Below are 23551 nucleotides of genomic sequence, written 5' to 3'. Positions count from 1 at the left end.
CGACTCCACGATGCCGCCAGCACCCCCGGCGGCTCCAGCCCGGCGTCCCAGGCTCACCACGGCGTCCAGCAGGCCGCGCATGCGGTCCGGCCGGCTGCCGGGACCCGCACACGTGTGGGCGGGCGTCCCCCGGTCGGGGCACCGGGGTTCCGGGGCGGGGGAGGATGCGCCGGGGGGAGTGCCGCTCCGGGCATGCTGCTCCTGTCATCGGGGCGCGCTCTCCGGGTCCGTGTGCGTAGGCCGGCTCACCGCGGGCCGGGACCGCTCCACAGGTGCCCGGTTCACGGCAGCCCCCGCGGAAGACGGCTCGGACGGACCCGGATGACCTTGGTGGATGAAGGCGGCCCAGGCAGTCAGCCGTTCCAGCTTCGGCCCCTTGTCCAGCTCGTCCAGGAGCTTGCCGGCGAGTGACCCCGGATTCCTGCGGTGAGGGTCGAGCATCCATATCTGCGCGGCCCGGAGCGCGTCGGCCGGACTGAGCCCGTCGACGGCCAGATAGTGGTGGAACACGGCCATCATCAGCGCCGATGCCGAGTCCTCGGTGGCCCACCGTGATCCGACCACGTCCCGCGCTCCGCTCGCCACGAACGCCGTCGTCAGCGTCAGCGCCTCGTCGTGGTCGCGCTTGCTCAGGTCCGTCTCACAGGCGCTGAGCACGACCAACGGCCCGTCGGCGGCGCCCTGTCCACCCGCCGAGCGGCTGAGCAGTCGGGAGACGGTCAGCGTGCCGGGGTCCGTCTCCCCCTGCTGCCCTTCCGAGTCCGGCGGCGGCCCCGACGAGCCGACGGGCGCCGCCAGTCGCAGCACGGACGCCGTCGGGCTGGTCCCGGCCGAGCCGTGGCACGCCAGGTGGACCAGCGACGGAGCAGTGTCGAGCGCGTCGAGGAGGTCGTCCGGAGTGCCGGCTCCCGCAAGTTCGGCAGGAGGTTCGTAGAACTCCCCGAACAGGCGCGCCCCGGGGTACAGGGACTGCTGGAGCGCCGCCACCTCCAGCTCCGCGTGCGTCAGGGTGATGGTGGGGTCGGCCAACAGGACGGGGGAGGCGGCAGGCGCGCGCGGGGCGAGCCGGACCGTGTTCAGGAACTGGCGGCCGGACGCCGCGTAACTGATCACCATCGCCTGGCAGACGTAGTCGTGCGGTGCCCCGGCCGGCAGACGGGCCGCGTGCCAGGGGACGAGGCCGAGGCGGCCACAGGGCACCAGCACGATCCTCGGCGGGCCGGTACGGTCCCTCCGCCGGCTCCCGTTGGCGGCGAGCCGTTCGGCGACGCCCGTCATCACCGGTGCGATCACCGCCCCCGTCGCCCAGACGCACAGCTCGGCGAGGGCGTCTTCCCAGGCCTGCGCGGCGGCGGGCTCCCCGGGCCGGTTCCCGTACCCGGCCGCGGCATCTACGTAACGCTCCAGGGGGCCGCTCTCCTCGCCGGACAGGAGCGGCAGGGCCCGGACGCCGGTGCCGGTGTCCGGGCCCACCACGACCGCCATGCCGGGCGTGGCTCCCTCGCCCGCGAGCAGGTAGACCAGTGCGTCCGCGTCGGCCTCGGCCACCCCGGCCTTGAGCTCGTCGACCGTGGGGGTGTGGAACAGCACGCCGCCGGGCTCCCGGTGACCCAGCGCCTCCAGGGCGCGGCGACGCAGCGAACTGGGCAGTGCGCGGGGGAGGGCATCGGGCTCCTCGCCGGCCTCGCCGCCCTTGGCGCGCCACGCCCGCGCGAGCTCGTGGTGGCCGCGCGCCTCCAGCAGATCGGGAACCGCCTGCGAGGTGGACGCGGCCTGCAGCACCAGGGCCCGGCCCAGCTCCAGCGCGGCCACACTGTCCTCGACCCGCCCCTCGGAGGCGGCCCAGACGGCGGCCCGCATCCCGCGGTCGGCCCCCGACCGGGCGGCCAGCAGGCCGTGATCGGGGCCGGACTGCAGGACTACGTCCCCGGCGAGCGCCTGCAAGGACTCCAGCGCGGCCTCCGTGGCGGCGTCCCGGTCCGCCGTGTCCCCGGTGAGGCGCAGCCGGAGGCGGTGGTTCTCCGCGAGCTGCCACAGGGCGTCGGCGGCGACCCGCGGCGACCGGCCCCGCCGGACGCGGTCGCGGACCTGCTCCAGCTCGTCGATGGCCGCGTCCAGGTCGGCGGGGTCATGGGTGACGGAGTGCCGGAGGGTCGCGGAGAGGGCGGACAGGTAGCGGGTGTCCGTGGAGGCGTCGGGAGGCAGCGGAGCACGCTCGGGCAGCAGGTCCGGAGATTTTCCCGTCACGGCCCGGGCGGTCAGGAACCCCTCCCGCGTCGCCGTGATGAGCGCCTCGGGGATCCCGATGTCCCCCGCCGACACGTCCGTCAGTGCCTCTTCCTGTTGGGCCAGGCCTCGCATCTGCAGCTCGCTGTCGCCGGTGCGCCCGCCGAGCGAGGTGAGCGCGGTGCCCTGCGCGAGCAGCACCAGCGAGCGGAACGGGTGGTCGGCGGGGGTGGACTTCTCGAGGGCGTCGAGTTCGGCCACCACGGCCAGGAACTCCTCCCCGTTCTCCGCCTCCTCGGCCGCGCGCATCCGGATCAGCAGATTGCCGGCCCGCAGCCCGACGATGAATTCGGCCGTGGCGGGATCGTCGGCAGCCAGCCGCTCGTAGTGCTCGGTGACCGACTTCGTGTGCTCGCGGGCGACGGTCCCGTCCACGCGGCTGCCACCGAGCGGCTCACCCGTCTGCAACACCAGCCGGATCATGTTCTGGACCTCGGGGGCCCGGCCGTGGCCGTCCGGCAACTGGTCGAGATCGCCGCCCAGCCGCTGGAGGAGCCTGCTGAGGGCCTCGGGATCCCCGGTGCGCAGGGCTTCCGAGGTGCCGAGCATCGCCGCGAGCCACGCGCCGTTGACCGTGTTGTCGGCCTCCGGGTCCCGCTCCGCCTCCGGGGCGGCGGGCTGTGGCTCCGCGGTGTCCGGCAGGGACGTCAGCAGGCCCACCACCGTGCGCAGCTGCTCGGCGAACGGGAAGTCGGCGGGCAGCATGGTCAGCAGCTTCCCGGGCTCGGAGAAATCGCCCCGGGAGGCGTACGAGAGCAGGTCCTGCACCTGCCCCAACTGGGCCTGGACCTCCGGCGGTACCGGCAGCTTCCGGGCCTCGGCGGCCAGCGCCGCGAGCTCCGCAGCCTCCGCGGGTCCCTCGTCGGGCCCGGTCCCCCTGGCCCGGTCGAAGGCGGACCAGAAGTCCGGCGGCGCCCCGCCCGGCGCCGACGGTCCCGTCACCGTCAGCAGGAACATCGCCGCCCACTGCCTGCCCTGCTCGGACATCACCTCCCCGGCGGCGGTCGTCGGATCCCGGACCTCGTCCAGCAGACCGCGGGCCTCGTCCCGGTCCGCCGGCGAGCCGTGCCCGGAGGCGTGCCGCACGGCGAGCAGGGCTCCGAGTCCCAGGGTGACCCTGCCGAGCAGCGCCCGGTCGTGGTCCAGCAGGTGCCGCAACTGGCTGAGTTCGGCGATCGGACCTTCGAACTCCTCGGCGGTCACGCCGCCGTTTCCCACTCGCTGGATCAACGCGCCCGCCCGTTCGGTCGCGCCGGCGGCCCAGAGCCGCAGTCCTCCGACGCCGTCGCTCCGCTCGTCGCCCACCATGTGTCCACGCCCCGTCCGCCGCGGTCGAATGCCCGGTCGTCGCTCCGAGGCCATGATGGCCGCGCGACCCCGCCCGACATGCGCGGTTTCCGGCAACTGCCCCTCGCGCAACCAGAACTCGCCCAGCGGGACCGGCCGGGGTGTCCGCCCGCCTGTCCTGTCCGCCCATCCATCTGGTCGGCTGGTCGGCTACAGGGCGAACCCCGGACGGGCACCGGGCCGGGGCTCCACCGGCCGGATCCGCCCGCGTCGTCCGTGGGGTGACGGAACGACGGACGGGGGCGACGTGGATGCCGGTCCGGTGACCGCTTCGGTGGTCGCGGTCGTCGCAGTGGTCAGGACGCCGCTGTCCGCGCTGCTGACCAGCGCGCCGCCGAACGCAGCCGCCAACGGGAACAGGAGCGTGCCGAGGAGCTATGGGTGAGGCGCAGCGAGGCGCCGGAGCTGCGGGCCTGCTGCGTGGCCCTCGACACCGCCGCCCGGCACTGCTCGCCGCGCTCATCGACCGGTTGCACGCGCTGGGCCGTGACACCGACCTGTCGGTCGTCCGCCCGAGGCTCACCGAGGCACGCGACCAGCACCGGGAGGTGTACGCGGAGGCCCGGATGCGGCTGCCGGAACGGGTGCCCGGCCACGCGGGCGATGTCAGCCATGACCTCGGGGCCGTCTACGGCATGGTCCGACGGCTGGACGACGGCGCGCGGCGACCGGGGGACTCGCCCGCCGCCGTCCAGGAGGTCGTCGAAACGCCCTGTGGGACCGGCTGCGTGAGATGCGCCACGAGATGCGGGCGGATCTGGGCGACTCCCGGGCACAGTCCGGGCGTTGAGCGGAAGAAGCGCGGAAGTCGCCGCCCCGCGCGCGGCGGATCGGCATAGTGGGAACGACTTCGGAGGCGGTCGGGATTTCGGGAGAGGCAGGGCGCCGGTGAGCCAGGAGGAGAGCGGTGGCATTCAGGGTCTGCGGGCCTGGGCCCGGGACGCCGCGGAGCGGGTGAAGCGGCTGGTCGCCGGGCTGGGAGGCGGTGCGGTGCCCTCGGGTGCCCACGACGCCTCGGTCGCCGAACTCGAACAGCTGGCCCAACTACTGCACCACGAAGCCGACTTGCGCGGCTCGGTGGACGTATGGCTGGCCGGCGCCCTCACCATGCGGCACGCCGAAGGGAAAGGCGCACCGGCGGACCGGCGCCGGGCCGAGCAGCTGCTGCGGGACGCCAGGGACCGTACGACGCCGTCGGGTGCGACGGTGACCGAGGAGGACCGGCGGTGGGCGGCGCTGTTCCTGCTGACGCACGTCTCGCCGATCCAGCCGCAACAGGGCGTGGCCGGCGGTGCGCCGGACCTGTCCGCGTTCCTCGAATGGGCCACGCGGACGGGTCCCGCGGGGATGACGACCGTGGTGCTCGAGATCAGGGCGCTCATGGCGGACGTGGTGGAACTCCCGCTGCCTCACGACTTCCTGCGGCAGCTGCGTCAGTTCCAGGACCTGCTTTCGGCCCCCACCGGGCCCGGACTCTCCGACCTGCTGACGGGGATGATGCCGGCCGGCTCGGTGTTCACGGACCAGCTGAGGCGGATGACGGACCGGATCCCCACAGCGCCGGGGGCTCCCACGGTCGAGCGCGCGGACGCGCCCGGAGCCGTCGAGGCCCAGGACCCCGCACCCGCCCAGGACCCCGCACCCGCCCAGGAGCAGCATCAGACGCCGGCACCCGCGTCGGATCGGGCATCGGATTCGGCACCGGCACCGGCTCCGGCGAATGCCCGGAAGCCGAAGCTCACGCCCGACGACCTCCGCCACATGGTCACGGCCATGGACGCCGTCCACGCGACCACCACGGGGCTCGACGACGTCCTGAGGAGCGGCGACCCCGAGGCGCTCAACGAGCTGCTCGGCAGGCTGCGTTCGGTGCAGGACCTGCCGCTGGTGGGGGAGAACTCCGTCTCCGCCCTGGAATCCCTGCGGGCGCTTCTGCTCACCGTCAGCCCCGGCGTGGGCGGCACCTTCCAGGACCGGTCGGCGGGCCGCGCCCGAATGGACACGATCGTCGGCCACATGGGGAAGATCGCCGGATCGCTGCCCCCGGAACTGGGCGACCCGACCATCCTCGGCCGCGTACTGGAGCTTTACAGCAAGGTCCTGGAAGCCGGGGAGTCGGAGGACACCGAAGCACTTCAGGGCCTGGTGGCCGAGGCCGAAACCCTCGACAGGAGTGTCCCCGAAGGGCAGCCGTTCCGGTTCCTGGCCGACTGGGCCCTGGGCGCGGCCTACGGGAGGCTCGGTGCGGTGACCCGGAACAAGGAGATGCTCCTGCGGTCCCTCCCGTACATCGAGAAGGGGGTGGCAGGGGCCGAGGCCAGCGGCCTGCCGTTCGGCGACATGTCGCCCCTGCCGAAGACGCCGGACTTCGACCTGCTGCGCGCCGGCCTCACCGGTGAGCCGGTCACGGTCCCCGACCATGTCCCGCCGCCGCCGGGAGCCTCGCCCGACGAGCTCTACCAGTCGACGCTCTCCTTGAGCCTGCGCGTCGGCCTGGACCGTGACCCCGCCGTCCTCGACGTCCTCATCGGCGAACTGGAACGGCTCAGGGACGAGGTACGGCAGGGAAGGGCGCCGCGGATCGCGGCCGACGCGTTGTGGCAGCTCGCCGAGGCGTACCACCTGCGCAGGATCCTCAACAAGGACGCGGCCGACACCGCCTCGCTGGAGGCCGTCAAGGAGGCCCTGGTGGCCCTCGCGGCCGACGTCCTCCTCCAGACCGGCGCCGAGCACGGGCTGCTGGCAGCCCGTGCCGGGGCGAGCCGGGGGGTACGGGCCGCCCGGTGGGCGGCCTCGCAGGGGAAGCTGCACGAAGCCGTGGCCGCACTCGAACTGGGCCGGGCCCTGGTGCTGCAGGCGGCGTCCACCTCCTCGGCCGTGCCCGAGCTCCTCGACACGGCCGGGCGCGGTGACCTCGCCGAGGCCTGGCGGGCGGCCGAGTCGCGCCGGACACCGGAGTCGCCCCGGCCCGCCGAGTCGCCGCAGACCCCCGGATCCACCGACGTGCCCCCGGCACCCCTGTTCACCGACGTGCCCCCGGACGCCGGGGAGGCCGACCCGGGGGAGACACCCGGCATGCTGCCGAGCACCCTGCGCCGGCAGGCCCTCGACGCCCTCGGCTACCGCGGGGAGGGCGGCCTGCTCGGCACCCCCACCCTGGGCGAACTGACGGACGGGGTCGCGGAAGCGGGCGCGGACGCACTCCTCTACCTGGTTCCCGGCGAGGACGAGGACCCGGGACTGGTCCTCGTGGTGGCCCCGGAGCTCGGGGCCGCCGGGGGCGCCCTGCCGTTGCTGTCCGGCAGCGAGAGCGGACCGCTGGAGCGGTACCTCGACGCGGCGGCGCTCCAGCAGGAGCAGCCCGATGACGAATCGGTCGCGAAGGCCTGGGAAGAGGCCCTTGAGGACATGTGCGACTGGGCCTTCCGGGCGCTGGCCCCCGTCCTCGGCGGCATCGAGGACAGGCTCCCCGCCGACCGGGACCGGGACGAGCGGCCACTCAGGATCGTTCTGGTGCCCTGCGGACGGCTCGGCATCGTCCCCTGGCACGCCGCGCGCTTCCCGCCGGAGGCACCACACGACCACCTCTGCCGGACCACGGTGATCAGCTACGCGGCGTCCGGCAGCCAGTTCCTGCGTACGGTGCGACGCGCACCCAGGGACCCGGTGTCCGCCCCGGTGCTGGTGGCCGACCCGCTGATGGACCTGACGTACGCCGAGACCGAGGTCACCGCCCTGCGGGACGCCTTCTACCCGCAGGCCCGGCTGTGCGGCGAGCTCTACGACCCGTCCCCCGGGGAACTGATGCCGGGCACCCCTGACGCCGTCCTGGGGTACCTCGCCGAGGGCGCCTCGCTGCTGCACGTGGTCTCGCACGGATCGGCGGGCACCCGCCCCACGGTCTCGGCCCTGGACCTAGCCCCCGCCGAGGGGGGCGGGACGGGCAAGCTGACCGTGACCCGCCTGCTCGACCATGAGGAGCGGTACGACTCGGCCGACGGGCCGTTGATCGTGCTGAGCGCCTGCCAGACGGACCTGAGCAAGCGCGACCACGACGAGGCGCTGACGCTCACCACGGCGTTCGTCGCCGGCGGGGCACGGGACGTCGTCGGATCACGGTGGCTGGCCCAGGACAGCGGATCGGCCCTGCTGATGGCGGTGTTCCACCACTACCTGGTGGTCGACGGGCTGAGCCCCGGGGACGCCCTGCGGGCCGCGCAGCTGTGGATGCTGGACCCGGCCCGGGAGAACCCGGGCTCGCTCCGGGGCGAGCTCCTCAGGGAGATGCGACGACCCGGACTGGACCGGATCGCGCTCTGGGCCGCCTTCACCCACCAGGGGCATCCCGGCCCGGCTACAAAGAGGACAGGAGGAGGGACAGCATGAACGAGGAGGACCGCGGGCAATCCGCGGCGCGACTGCTCGCCCTGATCGGTGAGCACAGGACCACCATCCGCAAGGCACTCGACGACGCACAGCACGCGCTGCTGATCACCCGGCTGACCGCGCTCGCCGAAGCACCGCCGGACGAGGACCGAGCGGTCCGCAGAGCACTCCAGGGCGTACGGCTCGCCGTTCTGCCGCTGCCGCTCGACCATCCGGTGCGCCTCGCGCTGGAGTCAGGGCGGCTCGTCGCCGCACCCCCCGGGCCGGCGACCGTGGCGGACGCGCGGGAGCTGGCGCACCTGCTGGCCGCCGCGCCGGCACCCGATCCGTTCGGTCCCGGCGGCGCACAGGACCCGCTGCTCCGGACGCCCGCCCTCTCGGCGGCCGAGGCGAGGACCCGCTGCGGTGGCACGCCACCACCCGAACTGATCAGGCTGCCGGACCACCGCGACGGCGACCGCTATCCGGAGTTCCAGTTCCCCGCCGTCGGAGGCACCCCGCACGAGGTCGTCCTGGAGGTCAACCGGCTGCTCCTGGCGGACATCGACCCCCGGGGCGCGGCGACCTGGTGGCTCAGCGGCAACACCTGGCTGGGCGGAACACCCGCTTCGTTGCTGGGACGGCGGCCCGATCACGAACTGGTCGGCGCCGCCACCACACTCGTGGAGGGGGAGTGATGAACGAGTTCTTCCCGATGATCACCTGGGAACTGCGCCCCCACCGTGAGGTGATCCCGATCGGCACCGAGCTGTGGCGCGTGCACAAGTCGAGCTACGCGGCACATCAGTTCAACCCGACACTCGCGGACATCCACTTCGACGGGGGCCGCTTCGAAGGCACCCGGCTGGACCCGTACCACTCCCTGTACGTGGCCGACACCGCCGTCACGGCACTCGCGGAGAGCGTGCTGCGCTCCCAGCCCTACGCATTGTCGTCCGGAATGAGGGAGATCCCCTTCGCCACGGTGTCCGGACGGTCGTTGAGCGTGCTGCGCACCACGCGTGAGCTGACCCTGGTCTCGCTGATCGAGGAGAAGGACCTGGCAGCCGTCCGGCAGAACTCGACCCTCCTGGAGGACGAGCGCAACTACGCGAAGTCACGGCGCTGGGCCAGTGAGATCCGCGCCCAGGCCCCCGACGCCATGGGCCTGATCTGGCAGTCCCGGCGCGACCGCCCCCGGAACGCCATGGTCCTCTTCCAGGACCGCTGCGAGGACCAGGAGGGCACGCCGCTGGAGGTGCTGCCGGAAAGGGGCATCGCGGATCTCGGCTCCAAGGAGGGAGTCGCGCGGGCCGACAAGCTTCTCGAACCGCTGTGGGCGCAGATCTCGAAGCCCGTGGGGTGGTGACGCCCGGCCGGGCGGTCCCGCCCTCGGCTTGTCCGTCCGTGAAGAGTGGTGCCATGGTGGGCGCATGGCATCCTCCATCCTTGACTACGGGTCAGTCCTGCCTGAGCTGAAGGAAGTTCGGCGCACAGGACTGGTCCGGCTGCGGGGGCACGCGCTGCCCGCGCTGGAGTCGGCCGCCGAGGCGGTGACCGCGGTCACCGCCCGGACGCCCGGCGCGGCCGTGGAGGCGCTGCTGCGCCTCGCCGTGACGCGCCTGGACGCGGGGACGCTGCGCATCGCCGCCGAGTACACCCTGGGCCTGGCGCAGGGCACCAGGGACTGGCCCGCGTCCTCCCGCCGGGCCAGGGCGGCCTCGGTGTACGGGGTGAGTGTCGAGCGCTTCCGCAAGGACCACGAGGTGATGGTCCTCGGCCAGATCGCCGAACACATCGTGCGACTGCTGGCGGAGGAGACCGAGACGCCGACGGGTGCCGCAGCGGACGGATGGGGCGCCGGAACCCATCGGACCGTGGAGGCCTGGGCCGGTGACCGGCCCGTCAGGTTCAGCGTCCATCTGCACCCCGTGGACATGCTGCGTGACGTGGACGTGATCGTGTCCCCCTCCAACGTCCATCTGGCGCTGCCCGAGCCCTACAAGGCGTCGATCGCCGCGTCACTGCGTCGCGCGGCCTCCGTGCGCGGTGTGACGGGGGAGGTGCTGGAGGACCTGCTTCCCCAGGAGCTGCGCGAGTGGGCGGTACGGCACGGCACTTCGGGGCGCGCGGTACTGCCCGGCACCGTGGCGGCCACCGGTTCCGGAGCCCTGGCCGGACAGGGGGTGCGCCGGATCTACCACGCGGCGATCGCCGTCCCCCGGGCCGGAACGAACGACTACAACGTGCTGCCGGCCGATGTGACCCGATCGGTGTCCCGGGCACTGGCCGTGCTCGCGGAGGAGAGCGACCGCCATGATCCGCCGCTGCGCTCGGTCTGCTTCCCGCTCCTCGGCTCGGGGCGCGGAGGGCTGTCCTACCAGGTCAGCCTGGCCGCCGTATGGGCCGCCGTGGAGGCGGAGCTGGCCGGCGGGGCGCACTGGGACGTCCACTTCGTGGTGCGTACCGCCGAGGCGGCCGAACTCGTCGAGCGCATAGCGGCCGGAATTCGACCGGCCCGCGACCGGCGGCCGACCGGCTGATCCGCTGGAATGGAAGGGCGCCTCGGTCTGCGCGCGGGAGCTCACGGGGGCACGGGGGGCGCGGACCGAGGCGTCCTGGACATCTTCTGGCGATCAAATTCCTCTGTGGCCCGCGAAGTTGACGCGGTGTCACCTACCTTGGGCGCATGAGTGGCGGGATGGATGAATGGGGACATGGGGCAGCGGGCCGGATCGTCACCTGGCCGGCTCCCGATGCGTACGTACTGGTCGAAGGTGTGCTGCTGCGCATGCCTCCGGACCCCCCGGGGATGCCACCGGGAACGGAGGTCACCGTGCGCTACGACGCGGCACGGCAGGGACTTGTCGCGTTCGACGCGGCACGGCAGGAGCACGGGGCGTTCGAGGCGGCAGAGGATGAGTGAGTACGGCTTCGGCCTCGCGGAGGGCTACGACGAACGGCAGCCCGTGGTCCTGCTCCTGGACACGTCGGCCTCCATGGGCCGGCCGGTCGGGAGCCCTCGGATCGACGAGCTCAACGAAGCCCTGGTCCGCTGGTTCGACGGAGTGCGGGCGGAGCCGAGACTGCGCGCGCGGGTGGAGGTCTGCCTGATCACCTTCGACTCCCACGTGAGGGTCTTCGACCCGGCCAGGGAGCTGTTGGTGCCGGTCGAGGAAGCCGCGCCGGACCGGCTCTTCGTACCCGTGGACACCATGCGCCCGCCCCGGCTCGAGGCATCCGGACTCACCCGGATGACGGAGGCCGTCGAGACGGCGCTCGACCTGGCCAGGGCGCGGCACCAGGCCCTGCAGGCCGCACAGGTCCAGGTGCGCCGGCCGTTCCTGTGGGTCCTGACGGACGGGGCCCCGAGCGACGGGAACGGGGAGCGGATGGACCCCGCAGCCCTGGCCGGCACGGCGGCGAAGGTGCGCGGGGGTGAGGAACGGGGCGAGTGCGTCCTGCAGGCGATCGGCGTGCGGGGCGCCGACCTCGAACTGCTGCGCGTCCTCGCGCCCAAGGGCGCGCTGATGCTCGAAGGGCTCGACTTCGGACAGATCCTCGATCTGCTGTTCCAGAGCTCGGACCGGATCGGGGCGGTACAGGCCGCCGACGAGATCCACGGACAGGTGGCCGGTCTCGTGGAGCGGCAGCGGCGCCTGCGCCTGCTCGAGGAGAGACACCAGTGATCGTCGCCGGGGCCGTCGTCCAGGGGACCGGACACCTGGCCGCGGGAGTGGGCTGCCAGGACGCCTTCAAAGCGGTCGAGCTGGATGCCACGGCGGTGCTCGCCGTCGCGGACGGCGCCGGAGGCCGTGAACGCAGCGCCCTCGGCGCGCACATCGCCGTGGACACGGCCTGCCGGGTCCTGGCCGAGGACATACCCGCCCCGGACGACCTGCCGGAGGTGTGGACCCGATGGACCGTCGCGGGCGGCGCCCGGGTGGTCGCGGAGTATCTGCGGGCCGTCGAGAGCGTGCTGAGGGCGACCGCCCCGTCGGATCCGGTGGAGGCCGGTGCGCTGGCCGCGACGATGGCCGCCGCGGTCGTACGGCCACCGTGGGCCGCCTTCGTCTCGGTCGGCGACTGCTTCGGCACGGTGCTGACCCGCGGGCCCGCCGGAACCGCGCCGCGGGAGGGCGAGCGATGCCACCTGGTCCTGCCCCCGCCCGCGCCCGGAACGCCGGGACCGGTCTTCCTCTCCTCGCCCGGTGCCGCCCTGCGGGTGCGGACGTTCGTGGTGTGGGAGCCGGAACTCAGCGGGGTCGTCCTCGCCACCGACGGCTGCGCGGCGCTGACCCTCGATCACCCCTCCGTCCGCGAACTACCGCCCCAGGTGGGCCCGTTACCGTCCGAACGCTTCTTCTGCGGGCTCGCCGCGACGCTCCGCGCGAACGGCGGCGACGCCGCCCCCCTGCGTGCCCTGCTCTCCGGCCCGCAGGCGGCACGGACCGGCGACGACCTGACCGTGCTCTGCGCCCTGACGGAGGGCAGCTGACGGTGGCCCTCATGGTGATGTCGGAGAACGGACGCGCATGGTCCCTCACCGAGCGGATCGGCAGCGGCTCCGAAGGCGTCGTGTACGCCGTCGACGAGGCGCGCCCGCTGGTCGCCAAACTCGTCCCCGAGCCGCCCGACCCACAGGCCTACCGCCGCCGCATCGCCCGCCTGGTCCGCCAGCGCCGCGAGCCGCGCACCGTCCGGCTGCTCTCCGCGACCCCGGCGAGGGTCGCCTGGCCGATGATCGGGGTACGGGCGGGGAGCCGGGGCGCCGACGGGATCGACGGCTACGTGATGACCGACATGCGCCACGCCCACCAGCCGTTCGTGCACCTGCTGACGCCGGACGCCCGCCGTGTGCTCCTGCCCCGGGCGACCTGGGCCACCGGACTCGCCGCGGCGCTCTCACTGGCCCGCCTCCTCGCCGACCTGCACACCGAGGGCTACGTGGTGGGTGACCTCAAGCCGGACAACCTCTGGGTCGACGCGGACGGCGGGGTCGGCATCGCGGACGTGGACTCCTGGCAGTTCACGGACGGCGGCGAGACGTTCCCCGGACGGATGGGCTCCCCGGGCTACACGGCCCCCGAACGGATCGGCGCACCCGCCGGCACCGCTCCGGACGCGGCCTCGGACGACTTCGTGCTCGCCGTGCTGGTCCACCAGCTGCTGATGTGCGGACTCCACCCCTTCGCCGGACATCCCGCGGACGGCGCCGACTACCTCAGTCACGACGACAACATCCTGCACGGGCGGTGCCGCCTGCTCGACCGGACCTCGGTGGTCCTGTCCAGGTCGGCGCCGCCCGCCGACCTGCTGCCCCGACGGATCGGGGACCTCCTCCGGGCCGCCTTCGGTGGGGCGAGGCCCACCGCGGCGGTCTGGGCCGGGGCCCTGGCGGCGGAGTCGGCTCCCGGTCGGCTGAGGACCTGCGGGACGAACCCCCTGCACACGCACACGGTGGAACGGCCGTGGTGCCCCTGGTGCGACCTGGCCGAACGTGCCGCCGACAGCTATCCGGCCCGGCCCGCACCCCACGGGCGCGACGGGACGAAGGACGTGAAGGGCGTGAGGGATGTGAGTGAGAACTCCGTGGAGGAGAAAGCCGCATGGCAGAGGTGACCCTGCTCTCGGTGGCCAGGAGACTGGACCGTTGCACCGTCCTGGGCCCGGGGCGCCGAGCGGTGATCTGGGTGCAGGGCTGCCCGCTGCGCTGCCGGGGCTGCGTGGCCGCGGAGACGCTGCCGTTCGAGGGCGGCACCACCCACACCGTGGACGAACTCGCCGACTGGCTCTGCGGGCTGCCCGACGTGGAGGGTGTCACCCTGTCGGGCGGAGAGCCCTTCAGCCAGGCGGCGGGCCTGGCCGAACTGCTCGACACCGTCCGTACCCGCCGCCCCGACTTCAGCGCGATGGCGTACTCCGGGTTCCGGCACGAGGCACTGCGCAGGGGCGGTCCGGAGCGCCTCGCGCTGCTGCGACGCCTCGATCTGCTCGTCGACGGCCCGTACGTGGCGTCACTGCACGGCGGGCTGCGTTGGCGGGGTTCGTCCAACCAGCGCATCGTCGCCCTCACCGACCGTTACGCCTCCACAGCGACCGAGCCGGACATCAGCGCCGGCGTCGAACTCTCCGTGGAGGCCGACGGATCACTCTCCTGGGCGGGGGTGCCGCCCGCTCCCGGCTTCCGGGAGGGGCTCGAGCGACAACTCGCGGCGCGGGGCTTCGTGCTGCACATCGAAGCACGGAGGGAATCATGAGCGGATCACCGAAGTACGCCACGGTCAGGGTCTCCCCCGCCTACGCACGGCGCGAGGCGGAACGGCGAAGGGCCCAGGCGGCGGCACGCCAACGGCGGGACGCCCAGCGCGCCAAGGAACGGGCCGAGCGCGCCGCCCGGCGGGCCGGGGAGACGGCGGCACGCAGGGAGAAGGCCCTGGCGGAGGCCGAGCGCAGGAAGGCCGAGCTGGTGAACCGGCGGACGGCCGAACAGCAGGCCCACGCCTCCCGGATACGCCAGGAGCAGGCCGGTGCCGAGACGCGCCGCCTCGCCGAAGTGCGGGAGCTGCTGGCCCGGGCCGGCGGATCCGGCCCGGAGACGGCCCGGATCGAGCAGCAGCTGAATCTGCTCCAGGGCAGGATCGACCGCGCGGAACAGATCGACGGCGCGATCGAGGAGCTGCGCGGCCGGGTCGTCCTGCTGAGCGGCGGCGAAGCCCCCGGGCGCGGCGCCGACCACGGCACCGTCCTGGCCGCACTGGAGGCGAGGCTCGCCGGGATCGGTCCGGACGCCGGACAGCACGACCCGGACGGGCACAAGCGCTGCGTCGACCTGCTCGGCGAACTGCGTGCCGCGGCGGCCCCCGGCGCGGAGACCCGCTTCCAGGCCCTGCTCGGCACCGTGGAACACGCCCTCACCCGGCTCGCGGCGACCGCCGCGCAACGGGCGGCCGACGAGCGGCGACAGGCACAACAGGCGGACGAGGCACGGCGGCAGGCGGAGGAACAGGCCGCCGAGCAGGAGGCCGCCCTGGCCACGGCCCAGGAGGCGGAGCACGAACGGCTCGCGGCGGCGCTCGCCGAGGCGGCGGACCGGCTGGGCGTCGTGCGGACCTCCGCGCGGGCGGCGGCGGACGAGGCCCGCGAGCTCGCCGACCCCGGACTCGCCGAGCGGCTGGAGACGGCACTGAGCGCCGTCACCCATCCGCTCGCGGCGCACGCGGCCGACGACGCGCTCGCCGCGGTCGCCGCACTGGAGGAGCTGCTGCCCGGCGCCGAAGTCAGACTGGACGAGCTGCAGTTGGCCCTCACCCGACGGATGGATCTCGCGCAGGCGCTGCAGGACGCCATGATCGGCGAGGGCTTCGCGTTCGTCAGCGGCGAGGAGGAGGGCGAGCGCCTGGTGCTCAGCTTCGAACGCCCGGGCGGAGCGACGTACGAGACCACGATCGGCACGGACGACGGAGGAACGCCCGTCCTCGTCTATCACGTCGACGGCGAGCCGGACGTGACGCTGCGTCCCGAGCCGGGCGCCGCGGTCTGCGACACCACGGAAGAACTCCTGGAACGGGTGCACGAGGCGATCGTCGAGCGGGACGGCTTCGTGCCCGACGAGCTCACCTGGCAGGGCAAACCGCCGTCGCGGCGCGCCGAGCCGCTGCCGGGCGCGGAGTGGAAGTGGACCCGATGAGCACGGTCGACTGGTCCAAGCAGGCGAACGGCGTCGGTGGCGCGGAGCGCCCCGGGCGTGCGGACGGCCGGAGCCGGCCGGCGGGGGAGGGACAACCTGCCGCCGCGGACGCCATGATGCCGCTGTGGGCCGTGTCCCTCGGCTGGGAACTGCGCCGCGGACGCCAGGTGATCCTGAACGGACAGATCAGGGACCGCTGGTGGTTCGAGGACCGGCCCGCCTCCTTCCGGGCGGTGGTCGCCGGAATGCTGGAACTGCGCGGGGCGGACGTCGTCGGCTGGTGGGACCCGGTGGACGGGCTCACCTTCCCGATCCCGGGCCACGCCGAGCTCTTCGACCGCCTGCGGGACGCGCGGCCGAGCGGGGGAAACCGCGGCGGGACGGCCGGCACGACGACGGCGGACGACGCGGAGGGACGGCCCTGGGAGCGACGGGGTGTGCCGGACGGATCCCAGGCAGACACGGCGGCGGACCGGCCCGGGGAGAAACAGGAACCCGCGGACCAGCCGCACGACGGCGGGGCCGGCGCGGCCCGTACCCGGCGCGGCGACGAGCGGCAACGAGGCCGGGAGCGCCTGCTCACCCCGCGTCCGTCGGGACGGCCCCGCTCGTTCGAGGACGTCGTCGCCGTCGTGCAGCGTCTCGTCTCCTCGCCCGACGCGGCCACCGCGTTCGTCTTCGAGGACGTCGACCACCACCTCCCGCCCGGCCGGCCCGAGTCACACCTGGGCTACCTGCGGCTGCGCGCCGCGATGACGGACGCCGTGACCCCGCGCTCCGCGACGGGCGGCGGTCCGCACGCCCGCAACACCGTGCTGTGCGCGGTGGGCGACGTCGGGCGGCTGCCGGGCTGGTTCCACCTGGAGGACCCGAGGATCGCCACCCTGCACATCGGCCCGCCCGACCCGAGCGAGCGACGGCTGTGGCTGGCCTGGCTGCAGCGGCACTTCAACGGGGCACAGCACGCCTCACGCGCAGACCTCGAAGGCCTCGTGGGAGCGACCGACGGCATGGCGGGCTGGGACATCGAATCCCTGGCCAGGACTTCGTGGCTGCGCAACACCCCCTTGCAGAAGCCGGACAAGCTGCTGGAGATGCACCGGCTCAACGTGAGCGTCGACCCGTGGACCCAGCTGGACCGTGAGACCGTCGCACGCGCCTCCGACGTCCTCGGGAACCGGGTCGTCGGCCAGTCCAGGGCCGTGGACGCCGTCGCGTCGGCCCTCCAGTCCGCCTTCGTCGGCGTCGACTTCGGCAACTCAGGGACCGCGCGCCCCCGGGGAGCCTTCTTCTTCGTGGGCCCCACGGGCGTCGGAAAGACCGAACTCGCCAAAGCGGTCGCCGAGATGATGTTCGGCGACCAGGGCGCCTACGCCCGCTTCGACATGAGCGAGTACCAGCAGGAGCACGCGGCCGAGCGTCTGGCCGGCGCGCCCCCGGGCTTCATCGGCTACGAACAGGGCGGGGAGCTGACCCGCAGGGTGCAGGAACGGCCCTTCAGCGTGCTGCTCTTCGACGAGATCGAGAAGGCGAACCCCAAGGTGCTGGACAAGTTCCTCCAGGTCCTGGAGGACGGACGGCTCACCGACGGGCGGGGCCAGACCGCGTACTTCTCCCAGTGCCTGATCATCTTCACCTCCAACACGGGGGCGGACGCACTCCAGAGCCTGCTGGAGGAACGCGACGAGCTCTCGTACGCCGAGCTGGAGGCGCACTTCACCCGGGCGGTGGAGGAGAAGTTCCGGCAGATCGGCAGGCCCGAGATCTACGGACGGCTCAAGCCCGGTGTGGTGGTCTTCGACATGCTGCGACGCGAGCACGTCGTCAGGATCGCCGACCGGCTGCTGGCGCAGCTCGGCGAGTCGGTCCGCGAACGCCACCGGGTGGAGCTGGTTCCCGACGCGGACACCCTGCACCCGTGGATCAGCGAGCGGATGTCGGACCCCGAGCACCAGGCGTACGGCGGGCGGCAGATCCGCAACGAACTGGAGCAGGTGCGGACGGCTGTCGTCCGCCATCTGCTGGAGCACCGGCCGGCCCCGGGCACCCGGCTCCTGGTCGGCGTGGGGCCTGAGGGCACGGTGCGGGTCACGGCCGACGGCACGGGCCCGTCCGTCGCGGAAGGGAGCGGGTGACCATGATCGCCATCGACCTCGGACACCGTTTCGGGCGCATCGGACGGATCGGCCCCGACGGCCGGCCGGACGTGACCGCGACCGAGCTGGAGGGAACGGACGGTGTCCTCGACCCCGGCCGGGCGCTGCCCCAGCTGTTCGGGCCGACACCGGACGGCTCGGCGGCCGCGGCGGCCGAGCCGGACCGGACGGTCGTCCTGGGCGTGCCCGCGTCCGGTGGGCGGGAGGACGAGCTGCGGCGCGCGGCGGAGAGCGCAGGTCTCGACGTCGAGCGTGCCGTACCGGCCCCGGTGGCCGTCGCCCTGCACTACGGGGCGGTCGCCGAGGGCGTGGACCACACGGTCCTGGTCTGTGACCAAGGGGCGACGACGCTGGACCTGAGCGTCCTGGCCATCGCCCCCGACCTCACCGTGCGCGTGGTGCGGACACACAGCCTGCCGATCGGCGGCGACGACTGGGACGCCGCGATCGCCGCCGAACTCGCGGGCCGGGTGCCGGACGGGGTGGACCCGCGCCGGGCTGCCGGACTCCTCCGGCTGTCGCTCGGCGCATCGGACTCCGTCACCGAGTCCGTGAGCGATGCCGAGGGAGACCGGCACGCCCTCACCCTGGACCGGGCCACCTTCGAGCGTGCGGTGGCGCCACTTCGGGAGCGTGCGCTCGCCGCCGTGACGGAGCAACTGTCCACCGCCGAACCGGCGGTGGGAGCGGTGCTGCTGGCCGGTGGTCTGTGCGCCATGCCGGGCCGCCGGGCCGAGATCGAGGGACTGCCGGCCGCACAGGGCCTGACGGTGCGCTGCCGGCTCCCCGAACTCGCCGTCATCCGCGGCCTGCTGGAGCTGCGTGACTTCGGAGTCCTGCGCGTCATCAGCGGCCCGGCTCCGCGACAGGCCCGCGCCGACGCCGGATACGGCGGAGTGGATGCCGGATACGGCGGCGCGGCGGGCGGACACCCCCGTGACGTCCTGGCGGACCCCCTTCCCCCCGACTCCGTCACGGACCCGGACCCCCGTACAGAGCCCGCGCCGGAGGACCCCGACCCCGAAACGCGGCCGGAGGGCGCTCCGACCGCGAGCGACGCCCGGCACCAGGACGCGGCAGCGGGCCCGGGCGGATCCGCCCCGCACACGCAGGCGTCGCGCACCGGCGGCGGGCCCACCACGGTCCCCGGCCCCCGACGGACACCGGAGCCGCCACCCCCCTCGGCCCCCGAGGCCGAACCGGCCCCCGAACCCGCCCCCGGCCGGGCATCCGGACGGGCCTACGAACCCACCTCCGAAGAACCCGCCCCCGAACCCACCTCCGGAGAACCCGCCCCCGAGCCGCCGGAACAAGCCGGCGCCCCCGCCCCGGACGACACCGCCGTCCCAGGCACGTCACAGCCCTCGGCGGATCCGCAGGCACGCTTCGCCGTACCCGTCGAAGAGCTCCAGGCGATCCGGCGCGGGGACCACCTCCTGGTCCTGTGGGCCTGGCCCGACGGCGCGCTCACCGCGCGGGTCCGCTGGCGGCGGGAAGGCGGCTCCGCGGGGCAGGGGCCCGGCGACGGGGACGTCGTGTGCCGCCGCCGGGTGTACGAACACGACGGCGGGTTCGACCTGGCCGTCGGCCGAGGAGCGGTCACCGTCACCGTGGAGGCCCTGGTCGCGGACCTCGGCCGGGACTGCGAGGGGGCGTCGTCCCTCCTCGTTCCCACCGAGCCGCCCGTGGTCGAGTACGAGCCGACCGTACGCAGGCGCCTCAGGGGCCGGACGGCATCCGTCACCTTCACTTCCCTTACCGCCTGTGACCTGCCCGGTCTCCACCTGGTGCACAGTCTCGGCCGGTTCCGCCCCACCAGCACGGCCGAGGGCAGGGTGCTGCACGAGGTGCCCGCGCAGCGCCTCTCCGCCGGCACCCCCCTGACCGTGGAATTCCCGCTGCCCGCCACCCGGGGCCCGTCGTGGCTGGTCTGCTTCCCCGCGGACGCGAACGCGGGCACCGACTCCGGCATCGACATCCGCCCGACGGCGCTGCACAGACTGCGAGTGACCTGATGACCAGACGCCTCACCTGCCCCTACTGCTACGAGAACTTCGCGCCGCGCGAGATCCGGTTCCGCTGCAACAGCCGCCTGAGCAGGACCGGCAAGCAGTGCCAGAATCGCCGCGACGAGGTGCTCGACCAGCGGATGGGCCCCCGACGCAGCCACGACCTCGGCCCGGACTTCGCCGCGGACGGCCGCAAACCCACGGCTGTCTGCCCGGACTGCGACGGCTCGACCACGTACCGGATCTGCCCGGTGTGCCACTCCGGGCTGCCCGTCCAGTTCGGCATGGTGGACAACCGCCTGATCGCCATGGTCGGCGCGAAGGCGACCGGAAAGACCGTCTACATGACGGTGCTGCTGCACGAGATGCGCAACCGGGTGGGCGAGGCGTTCGGGGCCGCCCTGACGGGTCTGGACGACGCCACGATGCGGCGCTACAGCTCCGACTACGAGGACCGTCTCTACCGCGACAACCAGATGTTCCCCGGCACCCAGACCGCCTCCACCAGCCTCAACCGGGTCGACCCACTGGTCTTCCGCTTCGGTCTGCGCCGACGCACCCTGCTCGGGGACCGCCCGCAGCACTCCGTCCTGTCGTTCTTCGACACCGCCGGTGAGGACTTCAGCTCCCGCGAGAGCGTGGAGCTCAACACGCGCTACCTGACCGGAGCGGACGGCATCGTGCTGCTGCTCGACCCGCTGCAGATGCCCGGCGCCCGGGACGGGGCACTGCCGGGCACCCCGCTGCCAGGAGCCGAGGGACTGGATTCCCCCATCAACGTCCTCTCGCGGGTCACCAACCTGCTGCTCGCACCCCGCAGCGGCCGGTCCGCGCAGAAGATCGACACGCCGATCGCCGTCGTCTTCTCGAAGATGGACGCCTTCTGGCACCTGCTGGAGCCCAGCAGCCCGCTGCGTGACTACGCGCCCGCGCGCGGCCGCTTCGACGTGAGTGACAGCCTCAGCGTCCACGAGGAGGTGCGCCGGCTCCTCAAGGACTGGGACGGCGTGCCGATCGACCACCTGCTGGACAACCACTACTCCCGCTACCGGTACTTCGGCGTCTCCTCCCTCGGCCGCAACCCCACGTCCGACGCCCGGGTCGCCCCCACCGGCATCCAGCCCTACCGGGTCGCCGACCCGCTGCTGTGGCTGCTCAGCGAGTTCGGCTCGGTGCCGAAGGCCGGCCGCGGATGACGCACTTCCAGCAGATGTACTACACCTCGTGCGAGCACGGGCTCAGCGGGTTCTCCGGATTCCAGTTCAACGCCGTCAGCGCGGGTGTCAGCGCCGAGACCCGGCAGGCCGCCGAGGCGCTGGCCGGATACGAGCCGCCGCGCTCGATGGCGGAGTCGGACACCCCGGAACTGCTGGAGCGCTGCCCGGTCAACCTCTGCCACCAGCCCGACGACCGGGAGGGACGCAGCGCCACCACGCTGTGCGTGCGGTACGTGGGCCGGGACTCGGCCCGCCGCTTCGGCAACTACTTCGCCCACGCCCTGCACAGCGAGGACTTCCGGGCGGACGCGGGCGGGATGCTCGGGATCGAGCTGTGGAACTCCCCGGTGTGGGCCCGCACGGTGTCCCCGAGCACGGAGATCCCCGCGCTCGCGCGACCTCCGCGCGGACCGCTCGACGCGCGGACGGTGCGCGACTTCCTGCGCGGCCACGCCCACGCGGACCAGCTGCCCAAGCTGCTGACCGCCGTGTTCGCCGCGCTCATCGAACACGGCTCGGTGGTGGTGATCGACCACTCGACGGAGCGGATCGCGCGCTGGTTCGCCGCCGTGTCCTACCTGCTGCCGCCTCCGCTCGCCCGGCGCCTCTCCTTCGCCACCTACGTCTTCCGTCCGGCCCGCAGCAGACTGCACCTGATCGGCACGGTGCCCGAGGCGCAGCTCGACTTCGGGCCGGACGACGAGGCCGCCTACTCCGTCTTCGACTTCTCCCGGGGCGTCTTCCCCGAAGTCACCGTCCCGGGCCTGGTGCTCCTCCTCACCCGGATCGGGGTCGGCTCCGTCCGGCCCGTCTGGTCGTGGACGGCGGACTACGTCCGAGGCGGCGAGGAGACTCCGGACGACTGGTACGCCCCCGTCGCCGCGGCGGCGGCCTCGGGAGACATCGCGCTCACCACGGCCGACGTACGCCAGGTGATCGACTGGCTGGCCGACGCCGACCACCTGGGACCGCGCCGGGCGGCCGTCGCCGCGGACATCCACCGCAAGCACCGGGACCTGGACGACGGCCCGCTGGCAGCGCTCAGCGCCGCCGCGAAGGCCGGTGGCGACTTCGAGGTCCACCAGGAGATCGAGGGAAAACTGCACGGGGCGCGCATGCGCTCCTACATGACCGGTGCCGAGGACGCCGTCGAACCCGTACCGATCTCCGACCGTGCCGTGCGCGAACGGGCCGCCGCCCTGTGGGAACGGCTGCTGGAGACCGAGGTCCGGACGAACCGCCATCGGGCGCGGCTCCTGCTCTGGGCGCTCGGGACGGGGCTCCCGACGGCACCGGAGACCTTCGCGCGCGAGACGCTGACCCTGACCCGCACCCTGCTCGGCGCGTCAACCGCACCCGGATTCCGTCAGGAGGTGGCCGAACTCGTCCGCGTACTGCCCGAGATGAGGGAAGCCCTGGCCGTCGCGGTGGAGGAGGCGCTGGAGCGACCCGGCGGACAGGAACAGCTCTTCTCGCAGTTCCCCGCAGAACTCCTCGACGAGCGGGACCTGGACGGCCGCCCCACACTCCTGGAGCACCACCTGCGGGCCAGGGCCGAACGGGATCCCCTGAGCACCGTCGCCATCATGTTCAAGATCCTCAAGGTCCGCGAGCACTCCTCGCCCGACGAGGACCTGCTGCGTGCCCTGTGGCGGCACCCCTCGCGGACCTGGACCCACAAGGAGGCCACCCTGATCGCCGAGGGGCTGTCCGCCGACGCCCCCGTGAACGGGGCGGTCGGCCAGTGGTTCGACCGCGCGCTGAACCAGCCGATCAGAGACGATGCCCAGCTCTCGGCCTGTCTGCACCTGTGCCGCGTGCTGTCCCACCGAGGCCGCTTCGCCTGGCTGCCGTCGCTCACCCAGGAACGCGTCCTGACCACGATCGACCTGGACACCGCGCTCCGCGAAGCCCGCGAGGCCACGGCACTGGTCAAGGCGTTCGTGGTCCCCGGCGCCGGCCTGCACGCCGCGCCGCGGGCACTCAAACGGTACCGCCTGGTGCCCGCGGTGCTGGGCCTGCCCGCCGACATCGGCCGGCTCCCCGACCTGGTGGTGAAGGCGGGCCACTCCACCCTGGACCACTACCTGGCGGCGGTGCGCAACGTGGTGACGGGAGGTGAGAGGTTCGACGACGCGCTGATCGATCACGTGGCAGCCGTCGCCGCGATGTCCACACTCGGACTCTCGCAGGCCCACCGGGAGGCCGTCATCGCGGTCCGGCGCCACTCCGCCCACCACTGGCGACTCGCCGACGTGAAGCGGCTGGCGAGCAGGCTACGCCCCCATGACGCCGCGCTCGCCGAGGAGTACGACGCCCAGGTCGAGGCCCGGACGAGCGGTGCGCGGAAGCTGGCCCGAAAGCTCCCGTTCCTCGGGACCCGTTCCCCGTCCGCCCATGACGACGGGACACCCAAGACCCCCCGGAAGCCCAAGACCCCCCAGCAGCCGAAGAACCCGCAGAAGAAGGGGGAGTGACACC

16 protein-coding genes are annotated in these 23551 nt (G+C 73.5%); 15 read left to right on the top strand and 1 reads right to left on the bottom strand.

Annotation, left to right across the window (positions count from 1 at the left end):
• Positions 1-204: 204 nt before the first annotated feature.
• Positions 205-3594 (bottom strand): CHAT domain-containing protein, encoded by a 3390-nt coding sequence (locus tag ACFWVP_RS04795; protein ID WP_384493583.1) that lies wholly within the window; start codon positions 3592-3594, stop codon positions 205-207.
• Between the two features lie 416 nt (positions 3595-4010).
• Here ACFWVP_RS04795 and ACFWVP_RS04790 point away from each other — a divergent pair, with 416 nt between their 5' ends.
• The 15 genes from ACFWVP_RS04790 (at position 4011) to ACFWVP_RS04720 (ending at position 23547) form a co-directional block, all read left to right on the top strand.
• Positions 4011-4472 carry a hypothetical protein gene (locus tag ACFWVP_RS04790; RefSeq protein ID WP_384493582.1) on the top strand — a complete coding sequence of 154 codons (462 nt, stop codon included), beginning with the start codon at positions 4011-4013 and terminating at the stop codon, positions 4470-4472.
• Positions 4473-4521: 49 nt separating this feature from the next.
• Positions 4522-8019 (top strand): CHAT domain-containing protein, encoded by a 3498-nt coding sequence (locus ACFWVP_RS04785; RefSeq protein ID WP_384493580.1) that lies wholly within the window; start codon positions 4522-4524, stop codon positions 8017-8019.
• Positions 8016-8696, top strand: coding sequence for a hypothetical protein (locus tag ACFWVP_RS04780; protein ID WP_384493578.1), 681 nt, complete (start codon positions 8016-8018; stop codon positions 8694-8696). Before ACFWVP_RS04785 ends, ACFWVP_RS04780 begins: the two co-directional genes overlap by 4 nt.
• On the top strand, positions 8696-9367 hold the full coding sequence (locus ACFWVP_RS04775; protein ID WP_384493576.1) for an RES family NAD+ phosphorylase: 672 nt from the start codon (positions 8696-8698) through the stop codon (positions 9365-9367). Before ACFWVP_RS04780 ends, ACFWVP_RS04775 begins: the two co-directional genes overlap by 1 nt.
• A gap of 64 nt (positions 9368-9431) precedes the next feature.
• A complete protein-coding gene (locus ACFWVP_RS04770; RefSeq protein WP_384493575.1) occupies positions 9432-10541 on the top strand; it encodes a hypothetical protein in 1110 nt (369 codons plus the stop codon).
• 146 nt (positions 10542-10687) lie between these two features.
• Positions 10688-10924, top strand: a complete 237-nt coding sequence (locus ACFWVP_RS04765; protein WP_384493574.1) for a hypothetical protein — start codon at positions 10688-10690, stop codon at positions 10922-10924.
• Complete coding sequence (locus ACFWVP_RS04760) at positions 10917-11687, top strand: hypothetical protein (protein WP_384493572.1); 771 nt, start codon at positions 10917-10919, stop codon at positions 11685-11687. The genes ACFWVP_RS04765 and ACFWVP_RS04760 overlap by 8 nt, the downstream gene beginning before the upstream one ends.
• Complete coding sequence (locus ACFWVP_RS04755) at positions 11684-12496, top strand: protein phosphatase 2C domain-containing protein (RefSeq protein ID WP_384493570.1); 813 nt, start codon at positions 11684-11686, stop codon at positions 12494-12496. The genes ACFWVP_RS04760 and ACFWVP_RS04755 overlap by 4 nt, the downstream gene beginning before the upstream one ends.
• An 11-nt stretch (positions 12497-12507) precedes the next feature.
• Complete coding sequence (locus tag ACFWVP_RS04750) at positions 12508-13620, top strand: hypothetical protein (RefSeq protein WP_384493569.1); 1113 nt, start codon at positions 12508-12510, stop codon at positions 13618-13620.
• Positions 13608-14258 (top strand): 4Fe-4S single cluster domain-containing protein, encoded by a 651-nt coding sequence (locus ACFWVP_RS04745; RefSeq protein WP_384493568.1) that lies wholly within the window; start codon positions 13608-13610, stop codon positions 14256-14258. Before ACFWVP_RS04750 ends, ACFWVP_RS04745 begins: the two co-directional genes overlap by 13 nt.
• Entirely contained in the window at positions 14255-15688 is a 1434-nt protein-coding gene (locus ACFWVP_RS04740) for a hypothetical protein (RefSeq protein WP_384493566.1), read from the top strand. The genes ACFWVP_RS04745 and ACFWVP_RS04740 overlap by 4 nt, the downstream gene beginning before the upstream one ends.
• Complete coding sequence (locus tag ACFWVP_RS04735) at positions 15685-17823, top strand: AAA family ATPase (RefSeq protein ID WP_384493565.1); 2139 nt, start codon at positions 15685-15687, stop codon at positions 17821-17823. The genes ACFWVP_RS04740 and ACFWVP_RS04735 overlap by 4 nt, the downstream gene beginning before the upstream one ends.
• A 2-nt stretch (positions 17824-17825) precedes the next feature.
• A complete protein-coding gene (locus ACFWVP_RS04730) occupies positions 17826-19859 on the top strand; it encodes an Hsp70 family protein (RefSeq protein WP_384493563.1) in 2034 nt (677 codons plus the stop codon).
• Complete coding sequence (locus tag ACFWVP_RS04725) at positions 19859-21049, top strand: hypothetical protein (protein WP_384493561.1); 1191 nt, start codon at positions 19859-19861, stop codon at positions 21047-21049. The genes ACFWVP_RS04730 and ACFWVP_RS04725 overlap by 1 nt, the downstream gene beginning before the upstream one ends.
• Positions 21046-23547, top strand: a complete 2502-nt coding sequence (locus tag ACFWVP_RS04720) for a GTPase-associated protein 1-related protein (protein WP_384493560.1) — start codon at positions 21046-21048, stop codon at positions 23545-23547. Before ACFWVP_RS04725 ends, ACFWVP_RS04720 begins: the two co-directional genes overlap by 4 nt.
• The last annotated feature ends 4 nt before the right edge of the window (positions 23548-23551 follow it).

This window comes from Streptomyces sp. NPDC058637 (genome assembly GCF_042717325.1).
Classification (GTDB): Bacteria; Actinomycetota; Actinomycetes; order Streptomycetales; family Streptomycetaceae; genus Streptomyces.
This window is presented reverse-complemented; position numbering and strand designations above follow the sequence as displayed.

What these genes read in the sequence shown, in the direction of transcription:
- ACFWVP_RS04735 (WP_384493565.1), top strand. Translation starts at nt 15,685, where the DNA reads ATGAGCACGGTCGACTGGTCCAAGCAGGCGAACGGCGTCGGTGGCGCG.
- ACFWVP_RS04790 (WP_384493582.1), top strand. Translation starts at nt 4,011, where the DNA reads ATGGGTGAGGCGCAGCGAGGCGCCGGAGCTGCGGGCCTGCTGCGTGGC.
- ACFWVP_RS04775 (WP_384493576.1), top strand. Translation starts at nt 8,696, where the DNA reads ATGAACGAGTTCTTCCCGATGATCACCTGGGAACTGCGCCCCCACCGT.
- ACFWVP_RS04760 (WP_384493572.1), top strand. Translation starts at nt 10,917, where the DNA reads ATGAGTGAGTACGGCTTCGGCCTCGCGGAGGGCTACGACGAACGGCAG.
- ACFWVP_RS04720 (WP_384493560.1), top strand. Translation starts at nt 21,046, where the DNA reads ATGACGCACTTCCAGCAGATGTACTACACCTCGTGCGAGCACGGGCTC.
- ACFWVP_RS04770 (WP_384493575.1), top strand. Translation starts at nt 9,432, where the DNA reads ATGGCATCCTCCATCCTTGACTACGGGTCAGTCCTGCCTGAGCTGAAG.
- ACFWVP_RS04745 (WP_384493568.1), top strand. Translation starts at nt 13,608, where the DNA reads ATGGCAGAGGTGACCCTGCTCTCGGTGGCCAGGAGACTGGACCGTTGC.
- ACFWVP_RS04725 (WP_384493561.1), top strand. Translation starts at nt 19,859, where the DNA reads ATGACCAGACGCCTCACCTGCCCCTACTGCTACGAGAACTTCGCGCCG.
- ACFWVP_RS04795 (WP_384493583.1), bottom strand. Translation starts at nt 3,594, where the DNA reads ATGGTGGGCGACGAGCGGAGCGACGGCGTCGGAGGACTGCGGCTCTGG.
- ACFWVP_RS04765 (WP_384493574.1), top strand. Translation starts at nt 10,688, where the DNA reads ATGAGTGGCGGGATGGATGAATGGGGACATGGGGCAGCGGGCCGGATC.
- ACFWVP_RS04740 (WP_384493566.1), top strand. Translation starts at nt 14,255, where the DNA reads ATGAGCGGATCACCGAAGTACGCCACGGTCAGGGTCTCCCCCGCCTAC.
- ACFWVP_RS04730 (WP_384493563.1), top strand. Translation starts at nt 17,826, where the DNA reads ATGATCGCCATCGACCTCGGACACCGTTTCGGGCGCATCGGACGGATC.
- ACFWVP_RS04780 (WP_384493578.1), top strand. Translation starts at nt 8,016, where the DNA reads ATGAACGAGGAGGACCGCGGGCAATCCGCGGCGCGACTGCTCGCCCTG.
- ACFWVP_RS04750 (WP_384493569.1), top strand. Translation starts at nt 12,508, where the DNA reads ATGGTGATGTCGGAGAACGGACGCGCATGGTCCCTCACCGAGCGGATC.